We start from the raw sequence: 19,605 nt of genomic DNA on the forward strand, positions 1-19,605 counted from the left end.
ATGACATGAGAACCAGATCATGAGCGGGCTTGCGGACCCGTGATCGTCGAAGACTACTCCGCGGCGGCTGCCTTGGCGGGCTTCAGGTCGGTCGAATACTTGAGATGGACCGGCGCGTCGGCCTCGAACGGGCTCTTGAGGTCGAGGCTCCGGGCGATCTCGCGGATCGCCGGGAAGACTTCCTGGCCCATCAGGCGGATGCAGGTCAGCGAGTCCTTCTGGCTGACCCGGCCGTCGTTGCCCCACAGCGCCAGGATGCCGGGCCGCGTCTCCTCGAGGATGCGCTTCAGCTTGGCGACCACCGTCTTCGGGGTGCCGGCGATGATGCGCAGGTCGGCCATCTGCTGCTCGAAGCTGGTGTTGCCGCGCGGGTTGATGGCACGGCCGGCGGCGAACTCGACGAAGGCGCGCCGGTTCGACGGCGAGCCGTAGCCCGAGGGCGTGCTCCACACCGGATGGGCGAGGCCGGTGAACTCGCCCTGCATCCAGCGGAACTGCCGGGCGTTCTCGATCGCTTTCTCCTCGCTGTCGGAGATGTGGACCTGGATCAGGTAGCCGCGATTCTCCGGCCCGCCGACATAGCCCGCCTGCAGCGCCACCTGGTCGTAGAGCTCCCAGATCTTCTTGGTCTGCTCGATCGAGGTGTTGAGCGCGATGTAGGGATAGCGCTGCTGCGCCGCCCAGATGATCGTCTCCTTGCTGATGACGCCGGGGATCCAGACGCGCGGATAGGGCTTCTGCAGCGGCACCGCCCAGGGGTTCACGACCCGGTGCTGGTAGTGCGTGCCCTCGAAGCGAAACGGGCCGGGCTGGGTCCAGGCGCGGACCACCAGCTCGTGCGCCTCCTCGAAGCGTTCGCGGTTGAAGGCGGGATTGACGCCGGTGGCGAGCTGCTCCTGGCCGCCGCCGCGCACGAAGCCCGAGACCAGCCGGCCCTTGGAGATCATGTCGATCATGGCCAGCTCCTCGGCCAGCCGCACCGGGTTCTCCGCCAGCGGCAGCGGATTGCCCAGCATCACGATCTTCACCTTCTTGGTCATGCCCGCGAGGATCGCGGCGAAGATGTTGGCCTTGGCCTGCATGCAGAACGGCGCGTTGTGATGCTCGTTCAGCATGATGCCGTCGATGCCGACCTCCTCGGCCAGCATGTACTGCTCGATATACTCGTTGTAGAGCCGCGAGCCGGCGACGGGATCGAAGTTCTTGTTGGGGAACATCAGCGCGGTGGCGCCGAAGTCGCGGCCGGCCTGTTCGTCGTAGGCCGACATGGGCTGTTCGGTGAAGTACATCAGGTGCATGGCGTCTACCCCCGACCGATGAAGTTGCTGACAAGCCTGGCGAGCGTCTCGGGCTGCTCCATCTCGACGCAATGCCCGCACGACGGTACGATCTCGAGCCTGGCCGACGGAAGGACCTCGACGTAGCGGCGCCCGGCACTCGGCGGCACCACGCGGTCATCCTCGCCCCAGACGACGAGGGCCGGCGCCGCCACCGCCCCCAGCAGGTGCGGAAGCGTCTGGCTGTACATGTAGGGCTTCCAGGCGATGCGGAAGCTCATCTCGCGGCAGATGTCCCACATTTCGAGCTGGTCGACGCTCGGCTCGGCGCCGTAGAGCCGGTCGAACGCCGCCTGGTCATGAAAGCCCGCCCGCACATAGTCGACATAGCCGGTGATCGCCTGGTCCAGGATGTCGCCCTGCGGCGGCTTGATGCCCATCGCGCCGGCCAGCACCAGATGGGAAAGGTCGCCCGGCGCCATGGTCGCCATCTCGGCGGCGATCCAGCCGCCGAAGCCCAGCCCGACCAGCGCCGGGCGGGACAGGCCGAGCTTGTTCAGCAGGCCGCGATAGACGATGGCGATGTCGCGGGTGCTGCGCATCCAGTCGGGACGCGGCGAGCGGCTGTAGCCGGGATGATGCGGCACCAGCACGTCGTACTGCGTCGCCAGGGCGTCGTAGAAGGGCAGGTCGTCGAGCGTGCCGGTCTCGTGGTGCAGCACCAGCACCGGATGGCCGCGGCCGCCGCGTTTCAAGTGCAGCTTCGTGCCGCCGACCTCGATGGTGGAATCCGACCAGTCCACGCCCGCCATTGGCACCGTCCCTCCGGATTGTGTTTGGAGGGATGGTTGCAACGTCATCGCGGCAAGTCAAACTTCCGGGGCACCTCCCGAGCCGCAGGGCAGTACGGGCCCTCCGTCAGCCGCCGTCGCCCAGCGCATCGCGCAGCCGCGCCGTCGCCGCGCGGCCCAGCGTGAGCTGCTCGTCCATGCCGCGCAGCGTGATCTGCGCGCCGTCCCGCGACGGCGTCTCGACGCTGCGCAGCCGATCGCGATTGATGATCAACGAGCGTCCGAGCCGCAAGAAAGGCGGCGACGGCAGCATCTCCTCGAAATGGCCGAGCGTGCGCCAGATCATCAGCGGCGGCTGGTCGGCCGGGAAGACGTGGGTGAAGTCGCCGTCGGCCCGCAGGGCAACGATCTCGTCGGGACGCGCGACGACCGTGCGCCGCGGCGTGCGCAGCGCGATCACCGTGCGATCGGCCGGCGCCGGCTCGGGTGTCGCGGTGGCGGCCGCGAGCTTGCGCTCGGCGCGGACCAGCGATTCGGCCAGCCGCTCGGGATCGACCGGCTTCAGGAGATAGTCGACGGCGTCGACGGCGAAGGCCTCGACGGCATGCTCGGCATAGGCGGTGACGAAGACGACGATCGGCGGATGGTCCAGCGCGGCCAGCAGGTCGAACCCGTCGCCGCCGCCCAGCTCGATGTCGAGGAACAGAAGCTGGGGATTCGTGCGCTCGATGGCCGCCATCGCCTCGGCGATGCCGTCGGCCTCGCCGACGATCTCGACCTCGGGGTGCGCCGCCAGCAGGCGACGCAGCGCCTGGCGGGCGAGCCGCTCGTCGTCGACGATCAGGACACGGAGCATGGCTCTCCCTTCAGCACGAGGCGGGCGACGACCTTGTCGTCGCGATCGGCGATGGTGAAGGAATGGCGGCCGGGATAGTGCAGGTCGAGTCGGCGGCGCACGTTGGCGAGCCCGATGCCGCCGCCCGGCCGCCGCCGGCCGTTCGGGGCGGAAAGCGAGCCGGTGTTGGCGATCGCGATCTCGAGCGCGTCCTCCGCGGCATGGACGTCGACATGGAGGTCGAGCGCCTTGTCGCGCCGACCGTGCTTGATTGCATTCTCGACCAGGGGCTGCAGGAGGAAGCTCGCGATGGGACGGTCGCCCGCCGTGTGCTCGACATGGACGTGCGTCCGCAGCCGTTCGCCGAAGCGCGCTTTCTGGACCCCGAGATAGGCGGCGATCGAGCCGACCTCGGCATCGACGGTGACGACCGTCTGCTTGATGCCGTCCAGCGAATGCCGCAGGTAGCCCGTCAGGTTGCGCAGCATGGACAGCGCCGCTTCCGGATGCTCGGGGATCTCCTCGGCGACGCCGTTCAGGGCGTTGAACAGGAAGTGCGGGTCGAGCTGAAGGCGCAGCTCCTCGAGCTCGAGGCGCAGCGCCTCGGTCTCGGCCCTGAGCGCCCGACGGTGCTCGGCCTGCTCGGCGATCTCGGCATGGATCCAGAAATAGCAGAGGCTCCAGCCGGCGAGCGCCAGGAAATAGTGGATCAGCGGGACGACGAACTCCTCGAGGAATCCCCAGTGCGGGATGCGCCAGCCGAGCGTGTCGCGCAGGGCGAAGGCGACGCCGACGACAATGAAGGAGGACAGCAGCGAGACGACCGCCACGAGGCCCAAGGCGCGGGGCGTCAGGCGCCTGTCCTCGAGCTGCCTGTCGTAGAGGATGCGCAGCAACGTCGACAGCGCGACCAGGCACGGAGCGACGGCGAGGGTGAGTCCCAGGGCAACGCTGAGGCGACCGTAGGTCAGCCACCGGTTCACCAGGTCGAGAATGGCGAACAGGCCCCAGCCGGCGATCTGCGCCCGCCAGAACATCGGCAGGCGGTTCCACCAGCCTGCGACGGCGCCGGTGGCGTTGCTCAGCACGTTCGCTTCCAAGAAAGCCTTCCCACCCGTTCCCGGCGACACTGCGGGGCGCATGAAAGGCCAATTGCCGCCGACCGGCAAGCCGCCGGACACAGGCTTGCCACCGGCCGCCCCATGTTCACCGATTAATCTGGCCGCTTCATCGAGAGTCGGCTCGCCGGTCCGTGTTGTCCTGCCACCGACATGACATATCGCCGCCTGGCGCGACCTGGCGTCGAGGCGGGAGGAGTCGGAATGGCAGCCATCACCTATGCCGTTGGGGACAACTGGGGCTCGGGCTTCATCGGCACCATGACGGTGCCGGGCGGCACGCAGGGGCTCAGCGGCTGGACGCTGGAATTCGACGCCGCGTTCCTCATCACCAACCTCTGGGGCGCCGAGATCGTCAGCCACGTCGGCAACCACTACGTCATCCGCAACGCCTCGTGGAATGCGACCGTGGCGGCCAACGGCCAGGCGAGCTTCGGCTTCCAGGCCACGGCGGGCGCCGGTGGCGACACGGCGGCGGGCGGCTTCACGCTGAACGGTGCGCCCGATACGTCCTCGCCGCCGGCCCTGCCGACGCTCAGCATCGATGACCCCTCGATCGCCGAAGGCGACAGCGGCACCGCGCAGATGACCTTCACGGTGCGCCTGTCGCAGGCGGCCGCTGGCCCGGTGACGGTGGGCTATGCCACCACCGACGGAACGGCCGCGGCGGGCGGCGACTACACGGCGCGCAGCGGCACGCTTACCTTCGCCGCCGGCGAGACCGTGAAGACCTTCACCGTGCCGATCGCGGGCGACACGACCGTCGAAGGCAACGAGACCTTCCAGGTGACGCTCTCGGGCGCCAGCGGCGCCACCATCGCCGACGGATCGGCCACCGGGACCATCGTCAACAACGACACCGCGCCGCCACCTCCTCCCCCGCCGCCGCCCTCCGGCGGCGACGGCGCGTCGCTCGCCTACCATGTCGCCAGCAACTGGGGCTCGGGCTTCACCGCCACCATGGACGTCGGCGCCGGCGCCACCGCGCTCGGCGGCTGGACGGCGGAGTTCGATGCCAGCTTCACCATCACCAACCTGTGGAACGCCGTCATCGTCTCCCATGTCGGCAACCACTACGTGGTGCGCAACGCCGGCTGGAACGGCAGCGTCGGCGCCGGCCAGTCGACCTCGTTCGGCTTCCAGGCGACGCCGGGCAGCGACGGCACCGCGGCGACCGGCTTCAGGATCAACGGCGCCGACGCCGGTGGCGGCACGCCGCCCGTCCTCCCGACGCTTTCCGTCGCCGACGCCTCGGTGGCCGAGGGCAACAGCGGCACGCACGACCTCGCCTTCACCGTCATCCTGTCGGCCGCCGCAACGACCCCCGTCACCGTCGCCTATGCGACCGGCAACGGCACCGCGACGGCCGGCAGCGACTATGCGGCGCAAACCGGCACGCTCACCTTCGCCGTCGGTGAGACCAGCAAGGTCGTCCACGTCCAGGTCGCGGGCGACACCGCCGTCGAGGCCAACGAGGCGCTGACCCTCACCCTGTCCTCGCCCAGCGGCGCAACGCTCGCCCAGGCCACGGCCACCGGCACGATCCTGAACGACGACACGACGCCGCTGCCGACGCTCGCCGTCGCCGACGCCGCGGTGGCCGAGGGCCACGGCGGCGGCCAGGACCTCGCCTTCACCGTCACGCTCTCCACTGCCGCCACGACACCCATCACCGTCGCCTACGCGACCGCCAACGGCACCGGCACGGCCGGCAGCGACTACACGGCCCAGAGCGGCACGCTCACCTTCGCCGCCGGGGAGACTTCCAAGGTCGTGCATGTCGACGTCGCCGGCGACACCGCTGTCGAAGCCAACGAGACGCTGACGCTCACCCTCTCCTCGCCGAGCGGCGCCACGCTCGCCCAGGCCACGGCCACGGGCACGATCCTGAACGACGATGCCGCGCCGCTGCCGTCGCTCGCCATCTCCGACACGTCGGTGACCGAGGGCAATCCGGGCAGCGGTGGCGGGGCGGCCGGCTTCTTCAGCACCGCCGGCAACCAGATCGTCGACAGTGCCGGCCAGCCGGTGCAGATCGCCGGCGTGAACTGGTTCGGCTTCGAATCCTCGACCCTGGCGCCGCACGGCCTGTGGACGCGCGGCTACCAGGACATGATGGACCAGATGAAGGAGCTCGGCTTCAACACGATCCGACTGCCCTTCTCCAACGACACGTTCCACAGCGGCGGAACGCCGAACGGCATCGACTTCTTCCAGAATCCCGACCTGCAGGGCCTGTCGGCGCTGCAGATCATGGACAAGATCGTCGACTATGCCGGCGAGATCGGCCTGCGCATCATCCTCGACCATCATCGCAACGATTCCGGGCCGGGTCCGTCGTCGAACGGCCTGTGGTACGACGACCAGCACAGCGAGGCGCAGTGGATCGCCGACTGGCAGATGCTGGCGGAGCGCTATGCCGGCAACCCGACGGTGATCGGCGCCGACCTGCACAACGAGCCGTTCAACGGCACCTGGGGCGGCGGCGGCCCGACCGACTGGGCGGCAGCGGCCGAGCGGGCCGGCGACGCCATCGGCTCGGTCAACCCGGACTGGCTGATCTTCGTCGAGGGCGTCGCCACCTACCAGGGCCAGAGCTACTGGTGGGGCGGCAACCTGATGGGCGTGGCCGACCGCCCGATCGACATCGCAGTCGACAACAAGCTGGTCTACTCGGCGCACGACTATCCCAACTCGGTCTACGCCCAGCCGTGGTTCCAGGGCAGCGACTTCCCGGCCAACCTGCCCGCCAAATTCGACCAGATGTGGGGCTACATCTACAAGGAAGGCATCGCCCCCGTTTACATCGGCGAGTTCGGCACCAGCCTCATCGACCCGAAGGATGCGCCCTGGCTCGACGCCATCACCGCCTACCTGGCGGGCGACCTCGACAACAACGGCACGACCGACATCCCCGCCGGCAGCCTGGGCGTGAGCTGGACCTACTGGTCATGGAACCCCAACTCGGGCGACACCGGCGGCATCCTGGGCGACGACTGGCGCAGCGTTAACCAGAACAAGCTCGCCTACCTGACGCCGATCGAGTTCGACTTCGGCGACGGGAGCGGCGATGCGGGCGGCGATTCAGGTGCCCAGGCGACCTTCCTGGTCTCCCTGTCGGCGCCCTCGGCCGATACCGTGACGGTCGACTACCATACGGTGCCGGGCGAGGCCGGCAGCGCCGACTTCACGGCCGCGAGCGGCACCGTCATCTTCGCGCCGGGCGAGGTCAGCAAGACGATCGCCATCGCGATCACGCCCGACCTGCTGGTCGAGGGAAACGAGCATTTCAGCGTCGTGCTGGACAACATCCACGGCGCGACCTTGGGCGACGGCATCGGTGTCGCCACCATCCTCGACGACGACACCGCAAGCACGCCCGCGCCCACGCCCGATCCGACGCCCACACCGGCTCCGACGCCGGAGCCGACGCCCACGCCTGGTCCGGCCGGCAGCTTCATCGCGTCGTTCGCGCTGGTCGATTCCTGGAGCGGCGGCTTCAACGGCAGCGTCGTGGTGCACAACGACGGCGCCGCCACCACCGACTGGCAGATCGCCATCGACACGGCCTACCAGATCACCGACATCTGGAATGCCCGCATCGTGTCCCACGACGCCAGCGGCTACGTCATCGGCGCGGCGGCCTGGAACGGCACGCTCGCCCACGACGGCGAGACCAGCTTCGGCTTCATCGCCTCGGGCCAGTACAGCGCGGCGGCGATCGAGGTCCACGGTCTCGGCGACGACGCGACGGTTCCCGCCGCGACCTTCCTCCACGACGACGTGCTCTGACCAGACGTCAGTCGGCGAAGGTGACCAGGAGGTAGGCGCCCGCGCCCAGCCAGGACAGCACGCCCAGGCCACAGAGCGACCAGAAGGCGGCCGCCATCCGCTTGGAACTCCTGTTCCAGTAGATGCCGGGAAACAGGATGGCCATCAGCTCGGCCACGATCCACAGCGGAAAGAAGGCGAGCGAGATCGGGAACTCGCGGCGGACGGAGTTGCGGATCCCGTCCGACCGCACGTAGCCGGCCCGCCAGGATCGCGACCATTCCACCGACACCGGTCGCGCCGGCTCGGGCGCCGGCGGCGGCGGCGGTTCGAGCAGGTCCGACCAGTCCTTTCCGGCGGCGCGCAGCATCGCATTCGACTTGCGAATGGCCGCAAGGACCTCGGCGTCCTGGGAGCTCTCCGTCATCCTCAGCAGCTTGATCAGCCGCCTCTTGTCGATCGTCACGACATGCCTCGCTCGGCGGCGAGCTTAGCATACGAAGGCGGTGAGACCGTCCCCGCAGATCGGCCCGGCCCGGAAGATTTGTAACCTTTGTGGGTCGGATAGTTGCACTCCCTTGCGCCGGCCTTCCGCCATCGGGTCGCGATCCGCACCGGATCGTCGATTTCGCAAGGCACGAGCGGCGCACACGGGCCGGCGGGATAGGCTCTGGCGCCTGCGACGAAGCTGCCGCAGAGTGGTCCTGTCATGGAAACGTTCGACTACGTCATCGTCGGCGCCGGCTCGGCCGGCAGCGTGCTCGCCAACCGGCTGAGCGAGGACGCCACCACCACCGTCTGCGTCCTCGAAGCCGGGCCATGGGACTGGCATCCCTTCATCCACATACCGGCCGGCTTCATGTACACGCTGGTCAATCCCCGGGTGAACTGGCTCTACACGTCGGAAGCCAGCGAATGGACCGGCGGCCGGCGGATCGCCGCGCCGCGCGGCAAGACGCTGGGCGGCTCGAGCTCGATCAACGGCCACATCTACAATCGCGGCCAGCGCCTCGATTTCGACGGCTGGGCCCAGCGCGGCAACCGCGGCTGGGGATATGCCGACGTCCTGCCCTACTTCCGGCGGACCGAGCGGCGCATCGGCGAGGCCGACGACACCTTCCGCGGCCGGGACGGCAACCTGCCGATCACCGACCTCGACTGGCGCGACCCGATCTGCGAGGCCTTCATCGAGGGCGCCGTGCAGATGGGCATCCCGCGCAATCGCGACTACAACGGCACCCAGCAGGCGGGCGTCAGCTACGTCCAGCGCATCATCCAGAACGGCCGGCGGCGCAGCGCCGCCCGCGGCTATCTCCACCCGGCGATGCGCCGTCCGAACCTGACGGTGCGCACCCACGCCCATGCCACCGGGATCGTGCTCGAGGGCAAGCGCGCGGTCGGCGTGCGCTACGCCAAGGGCGGACGCAACGGGCCGGTCGTCGAGGTCCGGGCGCGCAAGGAAGTGATCCTGAGCGGCGGCGCCGTCAACTCGCCGCAGCTCCTGCAGGTCTCGGGCATCGGTCCGGCGCCGCTGCTCCAGTCGCTCGGCATCGCGGTTAGGCACGAGCTGGCCGGCGTCGGCGAGAACCTGCGCGACCACTACGCGCCGCGCTTCGTCGCCCGCGTCAAGAACGCCGAAACGATCAACGAGAAATCGCACGGGCTGAAGCTGGCCGGCGAGGTGCTGAAGTACGCCTTCACCCGCAAGGGCATCCTGTCGCTCAACCCGACCCTGATCTACGTCTTCTGGAAATCGGACGAGGCCGTCGACAACTACGACCTGCAGCTGACCTTCACGCCGGCCAGCTACAAGGAAGGCGTCCAGTCGACGCTCGACGACTTCCCCGGCATGACGATCGCGTCGTGGCAGCAGCGGCCCGACAGCATCGGCTGGGTGCGCGCCCGCTCGGCCGACCCGTTCGAGCATCCGGTGATCCAGCCCAACTATCTTGCCGCCGAGAGCGACCGCCGCGTGCTGCTGGCGGGCATGAAGCTGGCCCGCCGCCTGCTCTCCTCGCCGGCCCTGTCCAAGTACTATGACCGCGAGGAGTTCCCCGGGCCGCAGGCCCAGAGCGACGCCGATCTGCTCGAGGCCGCCAAGCAGCGCGGCACGACGACCTTCCACCTGATGGGGACGTGCCGCATGGCGCCCGATACCGACCCGACCGCGGTCGTCGACGACCAGCTGCGGGTGCGGGGACTCGAGGGTCTTCGCGTGATCGACGCCTCCATCATGCCGACCATGCCGTCGGCCAACCTCAACGCCTCGGTGCTGATGATCGCGGAAAAGGCGGCCGACATGATCCGCGGCAAGCCGGCCCCCGAAGCCGTCATGCTGAAGGACTGAGGCGAACGTGGCCGACGTCGAGGCTGCCGTCGAGGCCGTCAGCCGGCTGGTGCCGGCGACCCTGAAGGCCCTGCATGTCCTCGAGTTCGCCGGCCGTCACCTCTCGCCGACGTCGCTGATCCAGGTGGTCGCCGCCATGGCCGGGCGCGACGACGAGCTGAAGGATGCCCTCGACTCCTCGCACGCGGTCGGCTGGCCGGATCGGCTGGAGCCGGTCCGCGGCTGCCTGGAGCCCGCGGCGGAAGCGGCCTGCGCCGGCATCGCGGGCCTGCGCGCCGCGCCGGAGGCGCCGCAGCCGATCGTCGCCGCCTACCGTGCCCTGCGCAACTATGCCCGTGCCGCCGAATCCATCTACCCGATGACGGCGTTCTTCAAGCCGGTCAGCCAGTTCTTCCTCGAGCCCTCGGCGCGCGACGACGCTGCCCGTCTCGCCCGGCTGGGCGAGATCGATCCCGGGCGCGACCGGGTCGGCGTGATGCACGGCGGCGGCCCCGCGGGAACGCGCGGCGGCTTCTCGCTCTACGTGCCCGAGACCTACGACGGCAGCCGCGCCTGGCCGCTCGTGGTCGCCCTGCATGGCGGCAGCGGCAACGGTGGCGCCTTCCTGTGGAGCTGGCTGCGCGAGGCCCGCACCCGCGACTTCGTCCTGCTGGCGCCGACCGCCAGCGGCTCGACCTGGTCGCTCATGGAGCCGGAGGTCGACGGCGCCATGATCGACGGCATGGTCGAGCAGATCGCCGGCGAATGGCGCATCGACCCCGACCGGCAGCTCCTGACCGGGATGAGCGACGGCGGCACGTTCACCTACGTTGCGGGCCTGCGCGGCGACTGCCGGTTCACGCACCTGGCCCCGGTCGCCGCGGCCTTCCATCCGATGCTTCTCGGCTCGGCGGACCCAGAACGGGTGCGCGGCCTTCCCGTCCACATCGTGCACGGAGCCCAGGACTGGATGTTCGGCCCCGAGATCGCGCGCGAGGCCGAGCGCAGCCTGGCCGCCGCCGGCGCGGACGTCGTCTACCGCGAGATCGCCGACCTGTCGCACACCTATCCGCGCGACGAGAACGGCACGATCCTCGACTGGTTCGGCGTGACCACCTGAACCCGCCGATCGGACGGCCCGGCCGAGGAAGACTTCTAGTCTTCGTCCTCCTGATCGGCGCGGTTGGTGAACCGCGCGTTGCCGAGACCGGTGCCGATCGTCAGGATGCCCCAACGCTCGACGTCCTTCTGGTTGGGCACCTCGCTAAGGCCCTGGACCACGGCGTCGTTATGCATGATGACGGCCGGCTCGTGGCCGCCGAAACGCGGCAGGCGCCGGGCCAGCGCAGCACTCAGGTTGAAGTCCTTCTCGTGCCAGTTGCCGCCCGGCAGATTCTGGCCGCCGTTGACGATCAGGCCGTGCTCGTCGATCAGACCGGGGCAGCCGATCCCGACGAACGGCGCAAGCTTCAACTTCTCTCCGTCGGCCAGCTCGATCAGCTCGCGCGCCATCTCGGCCATACGGTCGAGCGCCTGCTCGCGAGTCGGCTCGTCGTCGCGATGGCGCCAGTGCAGGTGCTTCCACACCGCCGCCTTGGTCACGTCGCCCGACTTCTTCATCTTGAGGTCAATGACGCCGACCCGGATGTTGGTGCCACCGATGTCGGCGGCCAGGATGGCGTCATGGCCGGCCAGCACCCAGCTCGGGGCGAGATGCACGCTGCCGATCAGGCCGGCCTTGTCGGGATGATTGCTGATCGTCCGTAGTTCGATGTGCTGACTCTCGGCCGCCAGGATCACCGCCGCGCGACCCATGGCGAGTTCACCGATGTGACTCGAACTCAGGCCGCCGCCGATGACGATGCGCTCGGTACCCTGCCACTTCTGGAGACGCAGGAAGCGGCGCACGACGGTCGCGAGCTCGACAGCAAACTCCTCGACGACTGTATGCACCAATCCGGCCGCCAGCGGATCGTCGCCCCCCAGGATCTTGTCCAGCTTGGACTTGGAAATCTCATGGGTCTCGACGTCGCCGAACGGATCCTCTCCCTGAGCGCGGAGCTTGTCGCGCCAATCCTCGAGGATGGCACGGAATGCCCGGCCGCTGGCGCGGTCACCGACGAAACCTTCCTCGTCGCGCAGCTCCTCGTTGTAGGTATCGACGGTGACGGCCGGGAGAACCCGGCCCCCATGGCTGAGGACACCCGGAGGAGCCGCCGACGGAGACTCCGGCTCGGGGTTCATCGCTATGCTTGTATTGTCGGGAATGACCGCCTCCCCGCCGCATCCAGACGGGCGGCCTGCGCCAAGCAACGATCCGCGAGGATCGCGGTTGCACCGCCCGCGGGGCTTCAGGTGTCTACGGCCGACCGCCCATCACCCGACGCGCGCTGGCGATCGTCTCGCGATCGACCGGTCGGGTTGCGAGCTGGGCGCGGCGGGCGGCCATTCGCTCGCCCGTCCCCGCCAGGTCGAGGCCCGAATGGCGCAGTGCCGGGAACAGGTCCTTCTCCTCGCGCTCCGCCAAGCGATGGGTGCGTTCCAGGACGGCTTCGAAGGCCGCGTCGAACCCCGGATCGTCGGCCGGCGTCCGTTCGACCGCTTCGACCAGATGCCCTATCTCGTCCTGATCGCGCCGGGAAACCGCGACAAGCTCCTGTCGCTCCGGCGCGAGAACCGCCTCCGCCGCGGGATAGAACACCTCTTCCTTGATGGCGGCGTGCACGCCAAGGGCGTGGCAAACGCGCAACGCCAGCTTTCCCGTCTCGACCCTGTCAGCTGTGTTGGGCCGGCGCGCAAAGGCGCGCCCCAACTGCTCGATCGCCCTGCTCCCCGCCGTCAGCAAGGCCAGCGCGTCCTGCTCGACCTTCGAGTGCGTCGTCGACATCGGAATCCTCCGCGGCTGCCCCCCCCGACCAAACGGCCGGTTCCGCGAACAGTTGCCGGCCGCTCGGCCTGAGGCCGACGCATCTCCTCGGTCTGTGGCAACTTTTTGCCAGGCAGAGGCGTTTTCAGAGCATGCAACCGACCCGGATCGTGATACCGCTCACCCCCGACGAGGAAGATACGTTGCGGCTGGTCGCCCACGGCCGCTCCCCGGTCGACCATCTGCGGGGGCGCGACCTCGATCAGCTCGAGCAGCTGGGTCTGCTTGAAATCACCCAAGACGGCGCCGGATTGACACCGTTCGGCGAGGTCCGGGTCGCGCAGATCAGCGAGATGCGGGCCGCGGCGATGCTTCGGGCCGCCCGCCACCGCGGCGCCCGGGCCCTCGCGGCCTGATCGGGCGTCGGCGCTCAGCCCTTGGGCGGCGGTGCGCTGGGCTCGCCCAGCGACAGCATCAACCGGTTCGCCCAGTTGAAGAACGACGCCGCATTGATCACGTCGACGATCGCGGCGTCATCCAGGCCCGCCGCGCGCAGGGCATCGACATGCTCCGGCCCGAACGTGATCGGGGTCGCGGTGAGCGCCACCGAGGCCGCGACGATCGCCTGCCAGCGGGGATCGAGCGGCGCCTCGACCCCTTCCTTCAGCAAACGGTCGACGTCGTCGACGCGCTTCGAGTAGGTCGCGGCGAACCGGGCGTGCACCGACGCGCAGTAGATGCAGCCGTTGGAGCGCGAGGTGGCGGCCGCGGCCAGCTCGCGCTCGGCACGCGGCAGGCCGGCCTCGGGATTGTAGAAGATGTCCTTGTCGGTGAGCGTGCGCGCCTCGAGCACCTCCGGATCCCGCACCAGCAGCCGGAAGTAGGGCGACTTGGCGCGCGCGGCCTCGACAAGCGCCGTCATGTGGCGCGCCGTCAGCCCCTCCTCTGCCATGGGTTCCAGCCATGGCAGCCAGTCGAGCATGTCGCGGGTGAAGACCACCGGCTCGACGTGCGGCGGCGGGGTGAGAACCTGATCGGTCATGCGAGTCTCCCGTTCAGGACGCGCAGGCCGGCGGCGACCCTGATCTGGTAGGACAGGAAGGCGACGAGCTGGGAGATCACCACGATGCCCGTGGTCGACCAGCCGCCGTCGATCAGCGCCTGCAGGTGGGCGGGCGAGGAATCGCGCGGATGGAAGACGAGCATGTGGGTGTGCTCGAAGGCGGCGGCCAGGCGCGGCCCCAGCGCCGCTTTCAGCGAACCGTCCAGCGTCAGCACCGGTCCCGGCGTGTCCTCGCCGCTGAGCGGACCCTTGGGATAGCGACCGAACGGTCCCTGGCCCTTGCCAGCGGCGACCGCGCCGGCGATGGCGTCGCGCCAGGCGGCGGGCGCTTCGGAGTCGGAGAGCCCTTCCAGATAATAGGCCTCGACGCCGGGCTGCCCGTGCAGGCCGCTGACGAAGCAGGCGATCGCCAGCCGCTCCGCGCGGCTGGCATCGGCCTCGCTCGCCGGCTTGAACAGCGCGTCGTAGGCGGCCTGCGCGTGCTTGCGCGCCTGCAGCCGGCCGTCCCGGATCGCGTCCAGCGGCGAGCCGGGCGCTATGCCGGCCAGCCTGTCGATCACATCCATCGCTTTCCCCCCTTCGTCAGGCCACGCGCCGGGCCGCCGCGTCGTCGCCCGGTCGCCAGCCCAGCGCCGGCGCGACCGCCTCGGCCATCAGCTCGATCGAGCGCAGGATGAACGGATGCGGCGGATCGATCGAGTGGACCTGCATGGTGAGATCGGTGGCGCGCGCCAGCGTGGCGTCGGCCTGCAGCGAGGCGATCACCTCGGCGGGCGTGCCGATATGGACGTCCATCGCCGCGATCAGGTCGCCCACGAGATTGCCCGAGGTGAAGTTGCCGGTCGCCGCCAGCCGGTGGCGCATGCGCGCCAGGCCCTTCTCGGCGAAGCGCATCGCCTCGGCGCGATCGTCGGCCACGAACACCGTGCGCGACGCCAGGATGCGCGGCTCGCAGCCGGCCGGCAGCCCTTCGAGATAGGCGTCGATCATCGGGTTCTGGATGTCGGCCAGCGAGAGCTGCGGCTGCCCTTCGGGCCGCGGCTGGGTACGCGACAGCATCAGCCCGTCGCCCGCCAGGCCGGCGCGGCGCGCGCCGGCCACCGTGAAGGTCGCCTGCCAGATCCGGTCGGCCAGTCCGGGGCTCGCGGGATAGAGATGGTCGCCGCCCGGCAACGTGCCGCCCGACCAGGCGGTGCGCATCAGATCGAGATTGCGGTCCATCAGCAGGTGGCGGTCGCCGGCGTCCAGGCCGAAGGCCGTGAAGGCCGACAGGTTTCCGCCGGGACCGACTCCGACCTCCAGGCGTCCGCCCGAGATCAGGTCGGTCACCGCCGCATCCTCGGCCACGCGCAGCGGCAGTTCGAGCGGCAGGGTCACGATGCCGGTGCCCAGCCGGATGCGCGAGGTCTGCACCGCCGCCTGGGCCAGAAACACGAAAGGCGAAGGCAGGCCGCCTTCGCCTTCGTGGAAATGATGCTGGGCGATCCACGCCGAGTCGAAACCGTACTTCTCGGCGTGGACGATCTGTTGGGTCGCCAGCCGATAGCGTTCCGCGGCAGTCGTCTCGTCGAGCAAACGCGAGAAGAAACCCAACCGTTTGAACGTGGAATGAACGGTCATGAGTTCGACCGTAGCAGGCGCGTTCCGACGCGCCTAGCGCCGTGCGGCGAACGAGGCCTTGTGCCGCGATTCCCCGTGCCTAACGGGTGAAAACAATGCCGGCCAGATCGGCACGCTCCTCCCAATGGTGGCGCTCCAGTTCAGGATCGAGATGCTCCTCGGCAGGCAGGCCGAGACAGAGGTAGGCAACGAGATTCCAACCCGCCGGAACGTCGAGCACCTTCTTCACCTTCAGCGGGTCCAGGATCGACACCCAGCCCATGCCGATGCCGTCGGCGCGCGCCGCCAGCCACAGGGTCTGGATCGCCGCGACGACGGAATAGTGCATCGTTTCCGGCATGGTCTGCTGGCCGAGGCCGCTGCCGGTATGGGTTGTATCGTCGGAAAAGACCGCGAGATGGACCGGCGCTTCCTTCAGGCCCTCGAGCTTCAGCCCGGCATAGATCGCGTGCTTCTCCCCGGAGTAGCCGGCCAGCGCGCGCTCGTTGGCATCGGTGAAGCTCTTCACCACCGACTGCCGCCGCTCGGGTGCTTCGACATACACGAAGCGCCACGGCTGGCTGAGCCCCACGGAGGGGGCGTGGCTCGCCACTTCCAGCAGCGTGTCGATGCGCTCGCGCGCGATCGGGTCGCGGCGGAAGCGGCGCACGTCGCGGCGCCACAGGACAAGCTCACGGAACTGGCGGCGGAACTCGGCGTCGAAGCAGGGGGTCATGTCGGCCTGTCGATGAAATGGAAGAAGGTGCCGCTCACCGTGCCGCGCCGCGCGCCGCTTTCGGCGACCGGGTGCCCGCCGGCATCGCGGCAGTCGACCAGCGGAGAATCGTCGTTGGCCAGCACGCTGGCATAGTGGAACTCGTGGCCCAGAACCTCGGTGCCCGCCTCGCCCAGTGCCGACGGCGCCCTGAGCCGCGCCCGCCGATAGCCGAGATGCAGCCGCCGCTGGGCGAAGGAAGATTCCAGCGACAGCAGACCGGTCATCTCATGGCGATGGCCCTCGCCGTCCTGCAGCCCGCGTCCCAGCACCATGTAACCGCCGCACTCGCCGTGGATCGAAACGCCGCGCGCCGCCAGCGCCTGCAGCCCGCTCTTGAAACGGTGCGCGGCGGCGAGCGTTGCCGCGTGCAGCTCGGGATAGCCGCCGGGCAGCCACACCGCGTCGGCGTCCGCCGGCGGCGGTTGGTCGGCGAGCGGCGAGAAGGGCAGGATTTCCGCGCCGGCCGAGCGCCAGCCCTCGAGCAGGTGCGGATAGAGGAACGAGAAGGCCGCGTCGCGCGCGACCGCGATGCGCTGGCCGGGCGGCACGATCGCCGCACCCGCCACCGTCGCCAGCCGCGTCGGCGCCGCGCATGCGACGACGGCATCGAGGTCGACGGTCGCCTCGACGATGTCGGCCAGGGCGTCGAGCCGAGCGTCGAGGTCGGCCGTCTCGCCCGCCTGGACCAGGCCGAGATGGCGCTCGGGCAGCGCGAAGCGCGCATCCTGCGCGACGGTACCCAGGATCGGCAGCCCGATGCGGCGGAAGCCGGCGCCGATCATGTCGGCGTGCCGAGCGCTGGCGACCCGGTTCAGGATCGCGCCGGCCACTACGATGTCGTCGCGATAGGCGGCGCAACCGGCCGCCACCGCGGCCGCCGTCTCGGCCTGGCCCGAGACGTCGAGCACCAGCACGACCGGCCAGCCCAGCAGCGCCGCGAGGTCGGCGGTCGATCCGCGCGCCGTCTGCCCCGGCTCGGCGACCCCGTCGAACAGGCCCATCACGCCCTCGGCGATCGCGACCTCGCCTTCGCCGCCCTGGACCAGACGGGCCAGCGTGGCGCGGCCCATCGCCCAGGTGTCGAGGTTGACGCTCGGCCGGCCGGCGGCCGCCGCGTGGAAGGCGGGATCTATGTAGTCGGGCCCGCACTTGAAGGGCCGGACGGCGAGGCCGCGGCGGGCCAGCGCACGCATCAGGCCGATGGTGACGGTGGTCTTGCCGGCGCCCGAGCGCGGCGCGGCGATGACGAGGCCGCGGCTCATCGCCAGCCGACCAGCGACCCGCGCACCTCGTGGCGCAGGCCGGCGGTGGCGCCGATCACCACGATGCAGGGCGAGCCGACGCCGGCACGCCGCGCATCCTCGGCCAGCGCATCGAGACGGCTGTCGACGACGCGCTCGTCCTCCGTCGCGGCTGACTGGACGAGCGCGGCCGGCGTGTCGGGCGCGAGGCCGCCGCGTTGCAGGGCGGCGGCGATGCCGGCGAGCTGGGCCATCGGCATGTAGAGCACGATGGGCTGCCCGAGCCGCGCCAGCGCCTCCCAGTCGGCATCGGAGCTGCCGTCCTCGGCACGATGGCCGGCCGCCAGCACGACGGCATGGTTGGTGTCGCGCGAGGTCGCGGGGATGCCGGCCAGCGCCGTCCCGGCCAGGCCGGCGGTCAGGCCGGGGATGATGCGGAAGCGCAGGCCCGCTTCGGTCAGCGCTGCCGCCTCGTCCCAGCCGCGGCCGAACACGAAGGGATCGCCGCCCTTGAGGCGCAGCACGCGGCGACCGGCGCGGGCGTGCTCGACCAGCAGGGCGTTGATCTCGCCCTGCTTCGGCGAGGGCCGGCCGCCGCGCTTGCCCGCCGACAGCAGCTCGGCCCCGGCAGCGCGAAGATCGAGGACGCGACGATCGATCAGGGCATCGTGCACGATCACGTCGGCACAGCCGATCGCATGCAGCGCCAGCACCGTCAGCAGGCGCGGATCGCCCGGGCCGGCGCCGGCCAGCCAGACCTCGCCCGGCGGGAATTCGGGCAGCGCGGGGAAGTTGGCCGGAATCACGCGCCGCGCCCCCGGAAGCGCCGCTGGTAGGCGGCGTCGTAGAGCGCGCTGTCGCGGAAATCGCCGGCATCCAGCACCTCGCCGACCAGGATGAGCGCGGTGCGCTCGATCGATTGGCGCGCCACCTCGGCCGCGATCGTGCCGAGCGTCGCTCGGATCACGCGCTCGTCCGGCCAGGTCGCGCGGTAGACGATGGAGGTCGGGCAGTCGGCGCCGTAGTGCGGCACCAGCGTAGCCACGACCTTGTCGAGCACATGGATGGAGAGATGGATCGCCAGCGTCGCACCGGTGGCGGCGAAGGCCTCCAGCGTCTCGCCCGGCGGCATTGCCGAGGCGCGGCCGGACGTGCGGGTCAGGACGACCGACTGCGCGACCTCGGGCAGGGTCAGCTCCTGGCCAAGCACGGCGGCGGCGGCGGCGAAGGAGGGCACGCCCGGCGTCACCGTGACGGCGATGCCTTCGGCGCGCAGGCGGCGGAGCTGCTCGCCCATCGCGCTCCACACCGAGAGGTCGCCGGAATGCAGGCGCGCCACGTCGTGCCCGTCGTCGGTGGCGCGACGGCACTCGGCGACGATCTCGTCGAGCGACAGCGGCGCGGTGTCGACGATGCGCGCACCCGACGGGCAATGGGCGAGCAGCGCCGGCGGCACCAGGGAGCCGGCGTAGAGGCAGACCGGGCAGCGGCCGATCAGGTCGCGGCCGCGCACGGTGATGAGGTCCGGCGCGCCGGGGCCGGCACCGATGAAATGCACGGTCATCGGCCTTCTCCCGTGGCGATGGCGCAGGTCGCGCGTTCGCTGGCGACCCGCGCGCCCAGCAGCCGCGCGCCGCGACCGGCCACGACCAGCGCCGAGGCCTCGGCGATCGACGGCAGGCCCTTGGCCTTCAGCACCAGCTTGGACGGCGACAGGACCTGTCCCGCGACGCGGTCGAGATCGCTCACCGTGCAGGCGACCAGCCGCACCGAGAGGCGGCGCGCCAGCTCGGGGAAGCCCGGCTCGGTCGCCTTCTCCGATTCGGTGGCGATGGCCTCCAGCCGCTCGATGGGCAGCTCGTGGAGGCCGAGCGCCAGGCGCACGACGCGCTCCAGCTCGTCGGCCGAGGTGCCGCGCCGGCAACCGATCCCCGCCACGA

At 70.2% G+C, this 19,605-nt stretch carries 19 protein-coding genes; 4 read left to right on the top strand and 15 right to left on the bottom strand.

Features of this window, described 5'->3' with window-relative positions:
• Positions 1–53 precede the first annotated feature (53 nt).
• From ACO073_RS01460 to ACO073_RS01475, 4 genes are all read right to left on the bottom strand, one after another.
• A complete protein-coding gene (locus tag ACO073_RS01460) occupies positions 54–1,289 on the bottom strand; it encodes an LLM class flavin-dependent oxidoreductase (RefSeq protein WP_421994537.1) in 1,236 nt (411 codons plus the stop codon).
• Positions 1,290–1,303: 14 nt separating this feature from the next.
• Positions 1,304–2,089, bottom strand: a complete 786-nt coding sequence (locus tag ACO073_RS01465) for an alpha/beta fold hydrolase (RefSeq protein ID WP_421994539.1) — start codon at positions 2,087–2,089, stop codon at positions 1,304–1,306.
• A gap of 106 nt (positions 2,090–2,195) precedes the next feature.
• The gene (locus tag ACO073_RS01470; RefSeq protein WP_421994541.1) at positions 2,196–2,924 is read right to left on the bottom strand and encodes a LytR/AlgR family response regulator transcription factor; all 729 of its coding nucleotides are present in this window, start codon (positions 2,922–2,924) and stop codon (positions 2,196–2,198) included.
• Positions 2,909–4,003: a sensor histidine kinase gene (locus ACO073_RS01475; protein ID WP_421994544.1), complete on the bottom strand. Its 1,095-nt coding sequence runs from the start codon at positions 4,001–4,003 to the stop codon at positions 2,909–2,911. The genes ACO073_RS01470 and ACO073_RS01475 overlap by 16 nt, the downstream gene beginning before the upstream one ends.
• Before the next feature lie 222 nt (positions 4,004–4,225).
• Between ACO073_RS01475 and ACO073_RS01480 the strand changes: the two genes are divergently transcribed.
• A complete protein-coding gene (locus ACO073_RS01480) occupies positions 4,226–7,813 on the top strand; it encodes a Calx-beta domain-containing protein (RefSeq protein WP_421994546.1) in 3,588 nt (1,195 codons plus the stop codon).
• Positions 7,814–7,820: 7 nt separating this feature from the next.
• Here the strand turns inward: ACO073_RS01480 and ACO073_RS01485 are convergent, their stop codons facing one another.
• Positions 7,821–8,258 carry a hypothetical protein gene (locus ACO073_RS01485; RefSeq protein ID WP_421994548.1) on the bottom strand — a complete coding sequence of 146 codons (438 nt, stop codon included), beginning with the start codon at positions 8,256–8,258 and terminating at the stop codon, positions 7,821–7,823.
• A 243-nt stretch (positions 8,259–8,501) separates the two neighbouring features.
• On the opposite strand from ACO073_RS01485, the gene ACO073_RS01490 reads away from it, so the two are divergent.
• Complete coding sequence (locus tag ACO073_RS01490; RefSeq protein ID WP_421994550.1) at positions 8,502–10,139, top strand: GMC family oxidoreductase; 1,638 nt, start codon at positions 8,502–8,504, stop codon at positions 10,137–10,139.
• 7 nt (positions 10,140–10,146) lie between these two features.
• Positions 10,147–11,238: a phospholipase gene (locus ACO073_RS01495; protein WP_421994552.1), complete on the top strand. Its 1,092-nt coding sequence runs from the start codon at positions 10,147–10,149 to the stop codon at positions 11,236–11,238.
• A 35-nt stretch (positions 11,239–11,273) separates the two neighbouring features.
• Here the strand turns inward: ACO073_RS01495 and ACO073_RS01500 are convergent, their stop codons facing one another.
• Both ACO073_RS01500 and ACO073_RS01505 read right to left on the bottom strand, forming a co-directional pair.
• Entirely contained in the window at positions 11,274–12,362 is a 1,089-nt protein-coding gene (locus ACO073_RS01500; RefSeq protein WP_421994554.1) for an ROK family protein, read from the bottom strand.
• 115 nt (positions 12,363–12,477) lie between these two features.
• Entirely contained in the window at positions 12,478–13,005 is a 528-nt protein-coding gene (locus ACO073_RS01505; RefSeq protein WP_421994556.1) for a hemerythrin domain-containing protein, read from the bottom strand.
• Positions 13,006–13,136: 131 nt separating this feature from the next.
• Between ACO073_RS01505 and ACO073_RS01510 the strand changes: the two genes are divergently transcribed.
• On the top strand, positions 13,137–13,400 hold the full coding sequence (locus tag ACO073_RS01510; protein WP_421994558.1) for a hypothetical protein: 264 nt from the start codon (positions 13,137–13,139) through the stop codon (positions 13,398–13,400).
• 14 nt (positions 13,401–13,414) lie between these two features.
• On the opposite strand, the gene ACO073_RS01515 is transcribed toward ACO073_RS01510, so the two are convergent.
• The 8 genes from ACO073_RS01515 to ACO073_RS01550 all read right to left on the bottom strand — a co-directional run bounded on the left by ACO073_RS01515 (position 13,415) and on the right by ACO073_RS01550 (position 19,603).
• On the bottom strand, positions 13,415–14,026 hold the full coding sequence (locus ACO073_RS01515) for an alkylhydroperoxidase domain protein (RefSeq protein WP_421994560.1): 612 nt from the start codon (positions 14,024–14,026) through the stop codon (positions 13,415–13,417).
• Positions 14,023–14,613 carry a CMD domain protein gene (locus tag ACO073_RS01520; protein WP_421994562.1) on the bottom strand — a complete coding sequence of 197 codons (591 nt, stop codon included), beginning with the start codon at positions 14,611–14,613 and terminating at the stop codon, positions 14,023–14,025. The genes ACO073_RS01515 and ACO073_RS01520 overlap by 4 nt, the downstream gene beginning before the upstream one ends.
• Positions 14,614–14,629: 16 nt before the next feature.
• Positions 14,630–15,667 carry a putative FMN-dependent luciferase-like monooxygenase gene (locus ACO073_RS01525; RefSeq protein ID WP_421994564.1) on the bottom strand — a complete coding sequence of 346 codons (1,038 nt, stop codon included), beginning with the start codon at positions 15,665–15,667 and terminating at the stop codon, positions 14,630–14,632.
• Positions 15,668–15,746: 79 nt separating this feature from the next.
• Positions 15,747–16,382: a 5,6-dimethylbenzimidazole synthase gene (gene bluB, locus ACO073_RS01530; RefSeq protein ID WP_421994566.1), complete on the bottom strand. Its 636-nt coding sequence runs from the start codon at positions 16,380–16,382 to the stop codon at positions 15,747–15,749.
• Complete coding sequence (locus tag ACO073_RS01535) at positions 16,379–17,686, bottom strand: cobyrinate a,c-diamide synthase (protein WP_421994568.1); 1,308 nt, start codon at positions 17,684–17,686, stop codon at positions 16,379–16,381. Before ACO073_RS01535 ends, bluB begins: the two co-directional genes overlap by 4 nt.
• The gene (gene cobA, locus ACO073_RS01540) at positions 17,683–18,471 is read right to left on the bottom strand and encodes a uroporphyrinogen-III C-methyltransferase (protein WP_421994570.1); all 789 of its coding nucleotides are present in this window, start codon (positions 18,469–18,471) and stop codon (positions 17,683–17,685) included. The genes ACO073_RS01535 and cobA overlap by 4 nt, the downstream gene beginning before the upstream one ends.
• On the bottom strand, positions 18,468–19,229 hold the full coding sequence (gene cobM / locus ACO073_RS01545; RefSeq protein ID WP_421994572.1) for a precorrin-4 C(11)-methyltransferase: 762 nt from the start codon (positions 19,227–19,229) through the stop codon (positions 18,468–18,470). The genes cobA and cobM overlap by 4 nt, the downstream gene beginning before the upstream one ends.
• Positions 19,226–19,603 (bottom strand): cobalamin biosynthesis protein, encoded by a 378-nt coding sequence (locus ACO073_RS01550; protein ID WP_421994574.1) that lies wholly within the window; start codon positions 19,601–19,603, stop codon positions 19,226–19,228. The genes cobM and ACO073_RS01550 overlap by 4 nt, the downstream gene beginning before the upstream one ends.
• Between the last annotated feature and the right edge of the window lie 2 nt (positions 19,604–19,605).

Source organism: Reyranella sp. (genome assembly GCF_965229815.1).
Lineage (GTDB): Bacteria > Pseudomonadota > Alphaproteobacteria > Reyranellales > Reyranellaceae > Reyranella.